Below are 12,111 nucleotides of genomic sequence, written 5' to 3'. Positions count from 1 at the left end.
GCGAAACCGACTCCCTGTCCGCTCCCCTTTGCTCTGCTTCAGCGGACGCAACAGTCACGCGCAGTCAGTGTTGCGTCCGCTGAAGCAGAGCAAAGGCAGCAGCGGTGGGTTGGTCGAGGCGTCGGGCGTCCCGCGACGCCGCAGGTCAACGGGCTGACACTTCGGGCCAGCTCAGCGCCGCCCGAACGGGCCCTCGCGCTCGCACACGGTGAGCGACGATGGGCCATCGACGACCCCCGGTCACCTGGAGTGCGGAACCGGGGGTCGGGGGCGTACCCGCCGGCAGCCTCCGACCGGGCGAGTCAGCGGTCCAGTGCCGGCCGGGTCCGCGCCACGTCGGCGTAGATGTCGATGAGGCGCTTGGTCAGCACATCGGGGTGGAAGCTGCTCTCGTAGCGGGCCCGGGCCGAAGCGGCCAGCGCGGCCGCGCCGGCTCGGGCGACGGGCAGGGCGGCGGCGAGGAGAGCCGGCTCCGGCGGGACGACCCAGCCGGCATCGCCCGCTTCGATGCCCTCGGGCATGGCGGGGCGCTCGGATCCCCCGGCCGGCGCCGAGGCGACCTCGGCCGGACCGGTGCCGGCCGGTTCCCACGGGGCGTCCGCGCCGACCAGGTACGGGATGCCGCCCAGCGCCGTCCCGAGCACCGGCCGGCCGCTGGCCAGCGCCTCGAGGATCACCGTCGGCAGCACGTCGTGCCAGGTGGAGGTCGCCAGCACCACGGCGCTCGCCTCAATCGCGGCGCGTACCCCGGCCCGGTCGAGCTGGCCCAGGTAGGTCACGTCCGACCGCTCGGCGGCGGCCGCCTCGACCAGCGGGCGCAGCTCGCCGTCGCCGGCGATCCGCAGCTGCCCCAGCCCGCCCACCGGATGCCGCCGCCACGCCTCCAACAGCAGGGCGAGGCCCTTCTCCGGGGTGAGCCGGGCCATGTAGAGGAAGCCGTCGCCGAGCGGCGCCGGGGCTCCCGGGTCGGGAATCCCGTTCGGCTTGACCACGATCCGCTCGTCCGGAATGCCGTAGTCCCGCAGGTGGTCGGCGACGGCGCTGGTCAGCGCGACGAACCGGTCCACCGACCGCCAGGTGGGCCGGTGCACGGCCAGGGTGGTCGCCATCAGCGCGCTCTGCGCCCGGGACCCCCGGTAGCAGCGGTGCACGATCGCCGGCACGCCGAGCGCCCGGCCCCGGCAGTCCTGGCAGATCACCCCGTCCCGGAAGTACAGCCCGGAGGAGCAGACCTGCCGGTAGTTGTGCACGGTCTGCACCACCGGCACGCCGTGCCGGTGCGCGGTCCGCACCACCCACGGCGAGAGCAGCGGGTACGGGTTGTGCAGGTGCAGCACGTCCGGCTTGTGCTCGTCGAGCAGCCGGCCCAGGTCCTGCTGCGCCTTCGGCGCCCAGATCGGCGAGACCGGCAGCAGCGCCTTGGCCGGCTTCGACATCGACGGGATCTCGTCGGAGCTGCGCAGGAACGGCAGCACCTCCACCCCGGCCGCGGTGAGCTGGGCGATCTCCGCGTCAACGATCGTGTTCTCGCCGGACGGCTGAGCCTCGCGGTACCGGTTGTGCGCCACCACCACTCTCACTGAGCTCGCCCTTCGTTCGCCACTGCGGGACTCGCAAGCTCAACCCTCGCGCTCACGGCAAGAAAGGCTACCGTTGAACCGTGCCCGAACTACCGGAGGTGGAAGCGCTGGCGGGTTACCTGCGCCAGCGCGCCGTGGGGCGGCGGGTCGACCGGATTGAGGTCGCCGCGATCAGCGCCCTGAAGACGTACGACCCGGCACCGACCGCCGTGGCGGGCCGGGCCGTGGTGGGTGCCGGCCGGCACGGCAAGTTCCTCGACGTGATCTTCGACGGCGGGCTGCACCTGGTGGTGCACCTGGCCCGGGCGGGCTGGCTGCACTACCGCGAGGCGTTCCCGTCCACCGCGCCGCTGCGCCCCGGCAAGGGTCCGGTCGCCCTGCGGGTACGCCTCGACGACAGCTCCGGTTTCGACCTCACCGAGGCCGGCACCCAGAAGAAGCTGGCCGCGTACCTGGTGACCGACCCGGCGCTGGTGCCCGGCGTGGCCAAGCTGGGCCCGGACGCGCTCGCCGCCGACCTGGCGACCTTCTCCGACCGGATCCGCGGCCGGCGGGGACAGGTCAAGGGGGTGCTGACCGACCAGGCGGTGCTGGCCGGGATCGGCAACGCGTACTCCGACGAGATCCTGCACGCGGCGAAGCTCTCCCCGTTCGCGATCACCGACCGGCTCTCCGACGACCAGCTCACCGCCCTGCACACCGCGACCCGGCAGGTGCTCGGCGACGCGGTCACCCGCTCGGCCGGCCACCGGGCGGCGGAGCTGAAGGCCGAGAAGCGGTCCGGCCTGAAGGTGCACGCCCGAAAGGGCCTGCCCTGTCCGGTCTGTGGCGACACGGTGCGGGAGGTCTCCTTCGCCGATTCCAGCCTCCAGTACTGCCCCACCTGCCAAACCGGCGGCAAGCCGCTCGCTGACCGTCGGTTGTCCCGCCTCGTACGGTGAGTAACGCCACCCGCCGGTTACGCAGCGGAATCGTCCCGGACGCGTCGAAGCTCCCACTCCGCACCCCTACCCGGTACACCGCGCATCGGTATAGTGGCCCGGTCCCCGGCTTCAAAATGTACGGAGTCGGCCGGATCCCAGGCAGGACGACCACTCCGGCGCTGTCCCTCGCGGCGGCGCCCGGGTCGGGCCAGCGTGGGAGACTGGAACGGTGGGCGGCGCGCATCCTCACGCCGAGTGAGCGACACGCGCCATGCGGGAGGACATGGGTGAGGTGACGACAAGCCTCCAGCGCCCGGTAACCAACACAGGCCGGAGCAAACTCGTGCGGCACGTCGACAGCTTCGAGATCCAGCCGCCGACTCCGCCGTCGCACAACGGCGTACCCCGGTCGGCGTGGGCGCGGGCCCGGCGCCGCGTGTCCCGCTGGCACCGTCCCTACATCGCGCTGCTGCTGCTGCTCGACTTCGGCGCGGCGGCCCTGGCCAGCTTCCTGGCCATCCAGATCTTCGACCAGGCGGCCTCGGGTTTCTACGGCGTCAAGGAGGACCCGACCTGGTTCCTCACCGTGTCGTTCGTGCTGCTCCCGCTCGGCTGGCTGGTCATCCTCTGGGGCAACCGGGCCTACGACCGGCGCTACCTGGGGCTCGGTCCGGACGAGTTCAAGCGGGTGATCCGGGCCGGGGTGGCCGTCGCGGCCAGCGTCTCCTTCCTGGCCTTCGCCACCGTGACCCAGCTCTCCCGGTGGACCGTCGGCTTCGCGCTGCTCGGGGCGCTGCTGCTCATCCTGTTCGAGCGGATGGTCGCCCGGTTCGTGCTGCACCTGGTCCGCAGCCGGGCCGGGCAGGCCGGGCACCGGATGGTGCTGGTCGGCACCCTGCCGGAATGCCTGGACGTCTACACCGCGGTCACCCGCAACCCGGGCGCCGGCCTGGTGCCGGTGGCCATCCACATCACCGACGGGTACGCCGCCGCCCGGGGCCTGGAGACCCCGGTCCCGGTGTACGCCGGCCGGGACGTGCTCGCCCTCGTCCGCGAGGTCGGCGGGGACACCATCGCGGTCTGCTCGGCCAGTGCCGAGCCCGGTGAGCTGCGCCGGCTGGCCTGGCAGTTGGAGGGCTCCGGGGTCGACCTGGTGGTCGCGCCCCAGTTCACCGACATCGCCGGCCCCCGGGTGCACATCCGCCCCATCGAGGGCCTGCCGCTGCTGCACGTCGAGGAGCCGACCCTGTCCGGGCCGGCGCTGCTGGCCAAGAACGTGATGGACAAGGTCGCCGCCGCGCTCGGGCTGCTGCTGCTGACCCCGCTCTTCCTGGCGATCGCCGTCGCGATCCGGCTCTCCGACCCCGGGCCGGTCTTCTTCCGGCAGCCTCGGGTGGGCCACGAGGGGCGCACCTTCCGGGTCTGGAAGTTCCGGACCATGTACTGCGACGCCGAGGACCGGCTGGCCAGCCTGGTCGACCAGAACGAGACCGACGGCCTGCTGTTCAAGATGAGGCAGGATCCCCGGGTCTTCCCGGTCGGCCGGTTCCTGCGCGCCTCGTCGCTGGACGAGCTGCCCCAGCTGATCAACGTGCTCAAGGGCGAGATGTCCATGGTCGGCCCGCGCCCGCTGCCCGCCGACGACGGCGACTTCCTGGGGGACGTGCGGCGCCGCCTGCTGGTCCGCCCGGGCATCACCGGCCTGTGGCAGGTCTCCGGCCGCTCCGACCTGTCCTGGGACGAGGCGGTCCGGCTGGACCTCTACTACGTCGACAACTGGTCGCTCGCGTACGACCTGAGCATCCTGTGGCGGACGGTGGGCGTGGTGCTGGCCCGCAAGGGCGCCTACTAGCGGAGTCGGGGCCCACCGGTCAGGATTCGCTGCGTGGGTGGCAACCTCTCCGCCGTGCTCGGCGTCGTCTCACTGGTCACCGCGCTGGCCGCGGCGCTGTTCGCGGTGCTCCGGCTGCGCGCCCGGCGGGGCATCGCCACCGCCACCCAGCGGGCCACGTACGAGGTGCTGCACACCGCCGGGCTGGCCGCCGAGCCGCTGCGCGGCGGGCTGAGCGAGGCGGGCGCGGCGAAGGCCGTACGCCATCTGCGCGCCCTGGTGGGCGCGGCCGGGATGGCCCTGACCGACCGGGAGTCCCTGCTCGTCCTCGACGGGCGCGGCGGGCACCACGGCGACCAGCTGCTCGCGGCGGCCCGGCGGGCGGTCGGCACCGGCCGGTCGACGGTGCTGCGCGAGTCGGAGCTGGACTGCGACGTGGTGGACTGCCCGGTCCGGGGTGCCGTGGTGGCGCCGCTGAGCGCGGAGGGCCGGGTGGTGGGGGCGCTGGTGGCCGTCGCCGACGAGCAGCCGGCCCCTGGGCTGGTCCAGGCGACGCTGGAGACCGCGCACTGGGCCGGTGACCAGCTCGCCCTGGCCGAGCTGGACTCGTCCCGGGAGCGGCTGGCCCGGGCCGAGGTACGCGCGCTGCGCGCACAGATCAGCCCGCACTTCATCTACAACGCGCTGACCGCGATCGGCTCGTTCGTCCGGACCGACCCGGACCGGGCCCGGGAGCTGCTGCTGGAGTTCGCCGAGTTCACCCGGTACTCGTTCCGGTCGCACGGCGAGTTCACCACCCTGGCCGAGGAGCTGCGCTCGATCGACCGCTACCTGACCATCGAGCGGGCCCGCTTCGGCGACCGGCTCCAGGTGCGGTTGCAGATCGCCCCGGAGGTGCTGTCGGTGACCCTGCCGTTCCTCTGCCTCCAGCCACTGGTCGAGAACGCCGTCCGGCACGGGTTGTCCCGCAAGCCGGGCACCGGCATGGTGAGCATCGAGGCCCGGGATGCGGGCGCCGAGTGCCACATAACGGTGGAGGACGACGGAGTGGGGATGGATCCGACCACGCTGACCGCAGGCATCGCCGAGCTGGCCGGAGCCGGCAGCGACCCGGCGGACGACCCGGGCCAGCACGTCGGGCTTTCCAACGTCGACGAGCGGCTGCGGTCGGCCTTCGGGGACCGGTTCGGCCTGGTCGTCGAGACCGGGCTCGGCTCGGGTACGAAGGTGAGCATGCGGGTGCCGAAGTTCCACCCCGGCGTACGGGCCGGTTCATGAGTGGCTTTCTCCGAGTGCTGGCGGTCGACGACGAGCCGCCGGCGCTGGACGAGCTGGCGTACCACCTGCGGGCCGACCCGCGGGTGGCCCGGCTGCACACCGCCGGGGACGCCACCGAGGCGTTGCGGGTGCTCCGCGACGACGACGTGGACGTGGTCTTCCTGGACATCCGGATGCCCGGGCTGGACGGGATGGAGCTGGCCCGGGTGCTGCGCCGGTTCGCCCGGCCGCCGGCGATCGTCTTCGTCACCGCGTACGACGACGGGGCGGTCGACGCGTTCGACCTGGGCGCCACCGACTACGTCCGCAAGCCGGTACGCGCCGAGCGGCTGGCCGAGTCGCTGCGCCGGGTGACGGGCTCCCGGGTGGTGCCGTCGCACCCGGCGGCGCTGGCCCGGGCCGAGGAGGATCCCACCATCCCGATCGAGCTGGCCGGGACGACCCGGATGCTGCCCCGCTCGGCGGTGCGCTGGGTGGAGGCGCAGGGCGACTACGCCCGGCTGCACACCGCCGACGGCTCGCACCTGGTCCGGGTCTCGCTGGCCACCCTCGCCGAACGCTGGGCGGACGCGGGCTTCGTCCGGATCCACCGGTCGTACCTGGTGCAGTTGAAGCTGATCGCCGAGCTGCGGCTGGTCAACTCGGGGTACGTGGTGGTGATCGACGGCACCGAGCTGCCGGTGAGCCGCCGGCACACCCGGGAGCTGAAGGACAAGCTCGTCCGGGCGGCGAAACAGGACTGGAGTCGCTGACTCTCCTCCACAGTGGAGTCCGGCGGAACCCCGTTGCCGTAACGGAATTCCGGATGGTTGCGCTGACTTTTCCGGAAGTGGCGCGCCGTCCCGCACCACGGAGCGGGGCCGCGACGTGCCACCGGACACGGGGAGCGCGATGACCGCGATGCGAAGAGTCCTGTCCTTATGCCTGCCGGCGGTGCTGCTGGTGCTGGTGAGCGGCGCGCCGGCGCAGGCCGCAGCGGTGCGGCCACCCACCGGGGTGACCGCGGAGTGGGTGGGCACCGGCCAGGCCCGGGTGAGCTGGCAGTCGGCCGGCGCCACCTACACCTACGACGTGCTGCGCGCCACCGGCGCCAGCACCACGTACACCCTGCTGGGGACCAGCAACCAACTGGAGTGGCGGGACGACAAGGTCGGTGTCGGCACCAGCTACCGGTACGTGGTGCGCAGCCGCAGCGCCACCAAGGTCTCCGGCAACTCCGAGCCGGCGGTGCTTCCGGCCAGCCTGGCGCAGCCGGGCGAGCTCCGGCACACCGCATACCCGGACCGGGTGGAGCTGGCGTGGGGTGCGGTGGCCGGCGCCAGCCGGTACGAGATCCGCCGGGCCGCGCCCGACGGCTCCGGCGAGCAGGTGGTCGGCACGACCACCGCCCTGTCCTACGTCGACTCGACGGTCACGGACCGGACCGGTTACACGTACTGGATCCGGGCCACCGACGGCACCTCCACCGGCCTGTCCCGCCCGATCCCGGTGCTCACCGGCACTCCGACCACCGTCACCCTGCGCACCACCCCGTCGACCACGGAGACCGGTCAGTGGGCCCTGCTCACCGCCCGGGTGACCACCGCCGCCGGCGGACGGATCTTCGGGACGGCCACCTTCTACCGGGACGGCGTCCGGGTCGGCAGCCAGTCGGTCTCGGAGGGGCTGGCCGAACGGCAGTGGGCGGCCGAGGCCGGCCGGGTCAGCGTGGACTACTCCGGGGACCCGGGTGCCGGTCTGGCCTCCAGTGGGTCCGCGCCGGTGACGCAGACCGTGGTGCCCCGGCTCGCCGAGCCGGCCAGATTCGGCGGGCTCCAGGTGCACCAGGTCGGGCTGGAGTCCTGGCCGACCGCGACCGAGGTCGCCGACGTCACCGGGGACGGCCGGGCCGACGTGCTGATGACCACCCAGAGCTTCGGCACGGGCGCCCCGGCGACGGACTTCCGGCTCTGGCTGTTCGCCCAGCGGGCCGACGGTGGGCTCGCCGAGCCGCGCCTGCTGGCCACCAACGGCGCCCCGGCGGCCACCATGCGGATCGCCACCGGCGACGTGGACGGCGACGGCGGGACCGACGTCGCGGTCACCACCCGGGGCGGGGTGGACGTCTTCTTCGCCGGGGCGGGCACGCTCACCGGCCCGGTGCCGGTGCCGGTCGCCGGCGGCGGGGACTCCCGTACCGGTGACGTGCGGCTGGCCGACCTGGACGGTGACTCCCGGGCGGACCTGGTGGTGGCGGGCCTGACCGGCATCGCCGTGGTGCCCGGCCGGGCGGACCGCACGTTCGGCCCGGCGACGCCGGTCGCGCCGGTGGTCAGCAAGCAGATCGAGGTCGGCGAGGTGACCGGCGACGGCCGCCCGGACGTGATCAGCCGGGAGGGCCCGTGGAGCGTGGCCGTGTACGCCCAGACCGAGGCCGGCGGCTTCCAGCCGGGCTGGCGCGCGGAACTGGCCGGGGACGGGTACCTCGACGTCAAGGCCATCGCGGTCGGTGACGCCACCGGCGACGGCCGCGACGACATCGCCGTCACCTCCGGCGGCAACCGGCCCACCGCCCGGATGTCGCTGTACGCGCAGACCGCCACCGGCGGCTTCGCCGATCCGCTGGTCTACCCGATGTACGACATCCCGTCGCAGATCCTGCTGCACGACTTCGACGGCGACGGCCGGCGCGACGCGATGACCCTGCACGCCGGGTGGCAGACGATCAGCCTGATGCGGCAGCGGCCCGAGGGCTGGTTCGGCATCGACCGGTTCACTGACATTCCGGCCCCGGGCAGCACCGACCACCGGGCCATGGCGGCGGGGGACGTCACCGGCGACGGCCGGCCGGATGTCGTCCTCGCCGACTACCGCGCGGGGCTGCTGGTGATTCCGCAGGTCTGACCGGGTGAAAGGCGGGGCCCTTGTTAACGCATTCGGTATAGGAGGGGGCCCCGCCTAACACCCCACGCACCGCGAGCCGCAGCGCGGGCGCGGGCGGGGCGTTCACTCCGGTAACGGGTACCGCGTCCAGGTGCGGCCGTCGGTGGTGAGCTGGACGTGGTCCGGCCCGATCACCGACCTGTCGTCCCGGCCGTACAGCCAGGCCGCGCCGGGGCCCGCCCCGGCCCCACCGTCCCCGCCCTGCCGGCGGCTCTCCGCGAAGTGCCGTCCGCCGTCCCGGCTGACGAAGACCCGGGAGGTCACCGACTCCTCCCGGAAGCCGGTCTCGGCCACCAACAGGGTGCCGTCCGCGCCGATGGAGAACCACCGCATCTCGGCGGAGGCGGACAGGTCCGTCTCCACCTCCGTCCAGGTGGCGCCGCCGTTCGTGGTGTGCATCAGCCGTGACCGCGTACCAGCGGGCGGCACCTGCTGCCCGGCCGGTAGGTGCGGCTCCGCCAGCACGTACGCCTCCCGCTGGTCGATCCCGACCACGCTCGCCGGGGCGACGTCCGGCGGCAGCTCGGCGGGCAGCCAGGTGGTGCCCCGGTCGCTGACCCGGATGACCTGCTGGATGCCGTCCGGCTGGTGGACCAGCAACCAGATCGTGCCGTCGGCCGTCGGAAAGCTGCCGGTGATCCGCCCGACCAGCGCTCGCTCGGCACCGAGCTGGTAGACCCGGCCGGTCGCCGGGTCGACGGCCAGCGGGTCGGTGAGCGCGTCGCAGCCCTGCTGCTGGCAGTAGACGGGCCGGGCGCCCGGCGGGAAGGCGGGCACCCTCCGGATCGCAACCTCGGCGGACTGCCAGGTGCGGCCCCCGTCCGTGGAGAGCAGCCGGCTGTCCTCGTCGCGCAGCAGGATCGAGCGCTGCCCGAGCACGGTGGCCGTGAGATAGACGTCGGGGCTCAGCGGGGTGTCCGGATCGCAGATCTGCTTCTGGTAGCGGGCCGCGTCGTAGTCGCTCCAGTTCCGCCCGGAGTCCACGGTGAACGCGAACCGGACGGTGCATCCGTGGTCGACGTACTCCACCCCGACCGCGGTGCCGGGGCCGGTGACGTACAGCTGGGTCGCCCGGTCGCGCGGCGGCGACTGGTCCGGTCCGGCCGGGTCGACGCCGGGCCGGCCACCGACGAGCGGCACCGCCGCCATGCCGGCGACGGCGACCACCAGCGCCAGCGCGACGCCCGCCGCGCGCCGCCGGCGCCGGGCGCGGCCGTTCGCCCACAGGTCGTCCAGCGGCGGCTGCCGCACCGCGGCGGCCAGCGCCGCGGCGTCGAAGCCGGGAAACTCACGATCAGGCATTGTCCCTCCCGGGGTACGCGCGGACGGCGGTGACCGGGATCGCGGAGGGCGGATCGCCGAGCAGCGCGGCGAGGGCGGTACGTCCCCGGTTCAGTCGGGACTTGACCGTGCCGACCGAGACCCCGAGGGTGCGGGCGACCTCGCCGACCGGCAGGTCGACGAGGTAGTGCAGGGCCAGCGCCTGCCGCTGCCCGGTGGGCAGCGTGCGCAGCGCCGACATCAGCGCCAGGTGCTCGGGCGCGGTGTCGGCGACCACCGGCGGCGGGCCGATCCGGTGCAGCAGCCCGGCCAGCACCCGACGGCGGCGGTGCCGGCTGCGGGCCACGTTCACCGCGACCCGGCGCAGCCAGGACTCCGGGTTCTCCAGCCCGGCGAACCGCCGGGGTGTGGCCAGCGCGCGGGTGAACGCCTCCTGCACCGCCTCCTGCGCCTCGTGCAGGTCGCCGGTCACCGCGTAGAGCTGGACGACCAGCCTCCGGAAGCTCCCCGCGTAGATCTCTTCGACCAGACCGTCCTCGGGCACCGTCACCCCCTTCTCCTCGCCAGTCCCACGCACCGCGACGGAAAAAGGTTCCCTCGGGCAGGTGCCGGATTCGGGGCGGACACGAGCGCGCCCCGCTCGGTACGGTCGCCGGATGCCGACCTACCCAGCCTCCGACGGGGCCCTGCTGCACTACGACGACCACCCGGATCGGGGCGGCGCCCCGGTCGTCGCTCTCGCCGGCGGTGCGGCGGCCCATCCGAGTTACCTGGGCGACCTGGCCGGCCTGGGCGAGCGGCACCGCCTGCTGGTGCCACACCTGCGCGGGGTGGGCCGGTCCCCGGCGCCGGACGACGTCGAGCTGGGGTCGTACTGGCGGCAGGCGGAGGACCTGGACCGGCTCCGGGTGCACCTCGGGCTGGACCGGCTGACCGTGCTGGGGCACTCGGCCGGCACCCGGCTGGCGCTGGCCTTCGCGGCCCGCTTTCCGGACCGCGTCGCCGGCCTGGTGCTGGTGACGCCGCCGGCCGCGCACCTGGTGGACGAGCCCTCCGACGCCGAGGCACTGCTCGATTCGCGCCGGGGCGAGCCGGACCTCGATGCCGCCGTCGCCGCCTGGGCGGCCGGGCCGTTCCCCGCCGACGGCGGTCCGCTGGACGACGCCGCGTTCAACGCCTGGCAGCAGCGGGTCGCCCCGCGCGGGTACGCCGCCTGGGGCGCGACGGAACGGGCGCACGCCGCCGCCGTGTCGTACGGCTTCGCGGCGAACCGGGCGTACTTCAGCGTCGACCCGCCGGCGGACCTCGCCGCCCGGCTCGGGGAGGTCACCGCCCCGGTGCTGGTGGTGGCCGGAGGCGCGGACGCCAGCGCCGGGGTGGCCCCGCTGCTGGCGCTGGCGAAGCTCTTCCCCGCCGGCGAAGCCGTGGTGGTCGAGCGGTCCGGTCACTTCCCCTGGGTGGAGCGTCCGGCCGAGTTCCGCGCGGCGGTCGACGGGTTCCTGGACCGGCTCGACTGAGCTTTCCACCGGGTTATCCACAGGAGTGACCCGTTCTCCACAGGTTGTTCACAACCTGCCCCACCGTTCTCCACGGCCGCTACCTACAGTTCGGACCCATGAACGAACGCCGGGTACTGGTGGTCGAGGACGAGCGGACCATCGCCGAGTCGGTCGCCGCCCGCCTGCGGGCCGAGGGTTTCGCCGTCGACATCGCCGGTGACGGGCCGTCCGCCGTCGACCGGTTCCGGGCCGGGCGGTACGACATCGTCGTACTCGATGTCATGCTGCCCGGGTTCGACGGCCTGGAGGTGTGCCGGCGGATCCAGGCGGAGCGGCCGGTCCCGGTGTTGATGCTGACCGCGCGGGACGACGAGACGGACCTGCTGGTGGGGCTGGCGGTGGGCGCCGACGACTACCTGACCAAGCCGTTCTCGATGCGGGAGCTGTCCGCCCGGGTGCACGTGCTGCTGCGCCGGGTGGAGCGGGCCGCGAGCGGCGGACCGCCCGCGCTGCACCTCGGCGAGATCGAGATCAACCAGGCCGAGCGGCGGGTCCGCCGGGGCGGGGCCGAGGTCCACCTGACCCCCACCGAGTTCGACCTGCTGGTGCACCTCGCCCGCCGGCCCCGGACCGTGCTGCCCCGGGAGCGCCTGCTGGCCGAGGTGTGGGGGTGGGCCGAGGGCTCCGGCACTCGCACGGTGGACAGCCACGTCAAGGCGCTGCGGCGCAAGCTCGGCGCCGACCTGATCCGGACCGTGCACGGCGTCGGGTACGCGCTGGAGGTGCCGGCGTGAGCA

10 protein-coding genes are annotated in these 12,111 nt (G+C 74.0%); 7 read left to right on the top strand and 3 right to left on the bottom strand.

Going from position 1 to position 12,111, the window contains the following annotated elements:
• Positions 1 to 302: 302 nt before the first annotated feature.
• The gene (locus AB0H57_RS07325) at positions 303 to 1,580 is read right to left on the bottom strand and encodes a glycosyltransferase (RefSeq protein ID WP_357503631.1); all 1,278 of its coding nucleotides are present in this window, start codon (positions 1,578 to 1,580) and stop codon (positions 303 to 305) included.
• A gap of 80 nt (positions 1,581 to 1,660) precedes the next feature.
• Between AB0H57_RS07325 and AB0H57_RS07320 the strand changes: the two genes are divergently transcribed.
• The 5 genes from AB0H57_RS07320 (at position 1,661) to AB0H57_RS07300 (ending at position 8,495) form a co-directional block, all read left to right on the top strand.
• Positions 1,661 to 2,521 carry a DNA-formamidopyrimidine glycosylase family protein gene (locus tag AB0H57_RS07320; protein ID WP_357503629.1) on the top strand — a complete coding sequence of 287 codons (861 nt, stop codon included), beginning with the start codon at positions 1,661 to 1,663 and terminating at the stop codon, positions 2,519 to 2,521.
• Positions 2,522 to 2,786: 265 nt separating this feature from the next.
• Positions 2,787 to 4,355 carry a sugar transferase gene (locus AB0H57_RS07315; RefSeq protein WP_357503730.1) on the top strand — a complete coding sequence of 523 codons (1,569 nt, stop codon included), beginning with the start codon at positions 2,787 to 2,789 and terminating at the stop codon, positions 4,353 to 4,355.
• Between the two features lie 33 nt (positions 4,356 to 4,388).
• A complete protein-coding gene (locus AB0H57_RS07310; RefSeq protein WP_357503627.1) occupies positions 4,389 to 5,612 on the top strand; it encodes a histidine kinase in 1,224 nt (407 codons plus the stop codon).
• Positions 5,609 to 6,364 (top strand): LytTR family DNA-binding domain-containing protein, encoded by a 756-nt coding sequence (locus AB0H57_RS07305; protein ID WP_357503625.1) that lies wholly within the window; start codon positions 5,609 to 5,611, stop codon positions 6,362 to 6,364. The genes AB0H57_RS07310 and AB0H57_RS07305 overlap by 4 nt, the downstream gene beginning before the upstream one ends.
• A gap of 139 nt (positions 6,365 to 6,503) precedes the next feature.
• Positions 6,504 to 8,495, top strand: coding sequence for an FG-GAP-like repeat-containing protein (locus AB0H57_RS07300; protein WP_357503623.1), 1,992 nt, complete (start codon positions 6,504 to 6,506; stop codon positions 8,493 to 8,495).
• A gap of 102 nt (positions 8,496 to 8,597) precedes the next feature.
• Here the strand turns inward: AB0H57_RS07300 and AB0H57_RS07295 are convergent, their stop codons facing one another.
• Positions 8,598 to 9,836, bottom strand: coding sequence for a sialidase family protein (locus AB0H57_RS07295; RefSeq protein ID WP_357503621.1), 1,239 nt, complete (start codon positions 9,834 to 9,836; stop codon positions 8,598 to 8,600).
• Positions 9,829 to 10,365: a SigE family RNA polymerase sigma factor gene (locus AB0H57_RS07290; RefSeq protein WP_357503619.1), complete on the bottom strand. Its 537-nt coding sequence runs from the start codon at positions 10,363 to 10,365 to the stop codon at positions 9,829 to 9,831. Before AB0H57_RS07290 ends, AB0H57_RS07295 begins: the two co-directional genes overlap by 8 nt.
• Positions 10,366 to 10,471: 106 nt before the next feature.
• Between AB0H57_RS07290 and AB0H57_RS07285 the strand changes: the two genes are divergently transcribed.
• Positions 10,472 to 11,332 carry an alpha/beta hydrolase gene (locus AB0H57_RS07285; RefSeq protein ID WP_357503617.1) on the top strand — a complete coding sequence of 287 codons (861 nt, stop codon included), beginning with the start codon at positions 10,472 to 10,474 and terminating at the stop codon, positions 11,330 to 11,332.
• Between the two features lie 98 nt (positions 11,333 to 11,430).
• The gene (locus AB0H57_RS07280) at positions 11,431 to 12,108 is read left to right on the top strand and encodes a response regulator transcription factor (RefSeq protein WP_357503615.1); all 678 of its coding nucleotides are present in this window, start codon (positions 11,431 to 11,433) and stop codon (positions 12,106 to 12,108) included.
• Positions 12,109 to 12,111: the final 3 nt, after the last annotated feature.

It is taken from the genome of Micromonospora sp. NPDC050686 (assembly GCF_040654475.1).
Taxonomy (GTDB): Bacteria; Actinomycetota; Actinomycetes; order Mycobacteriales; family Micromonosporaceae; genus Micromonospora.
This window is presented reverse-complemented; position numbering and strand designations above follow the sequence as displayed.

What these genes read in the sequence shown, in the direction of transcription:
- AB0H57_RS07295 (WP_357503621.1), bottom strand. Translation starts at nt 9,836, where the DNA reads ATGCCTGATCGTGAGTTTCCCGGCTTCGACGCCGCGGCGCTGGCCGCC.
- AB0H57_RS07305 (WP_357503625.1), top strand. Translation starts at nt 5,609, where the DNA reads ATGAGTGGCTTTCTCCGAGTGCTGGCGGTCGACGACGAGCCGCCGGCG.
- AB0H57_RS07285 (WP_357503617.1), top strand. Translation starts at nt 10,472, where the DNA reads ATGCCGACCTACCCAGCCTCCGACGGGGCCCTGCTGCACTACGACGAC.
- AB0H57_RS07300 (WP_357503623.1), top strand. Translation starts at nt 6,504, where the DNA reads ATGACCGCGATGCGAAGAGTCCTGTCCTTATGCCTGCCGGCGGTGCTG.
- AB0H57_RS07315 (WP_357503730.1), top strand. Translation starts at nt 2,787, where the DNA reads ATGGGTGAGGTGACGACAAGCCTCCAGCGCCCGGTAACCAACACAGGC.
- AB0H57_RS07280 (WP_357503615.1), top strand. Translation starts at nt 11,431, where the DNA reads ATGAACGAACGCCGGGTACTGGTGGTCGAGGACGAGCGGACCATCGCC.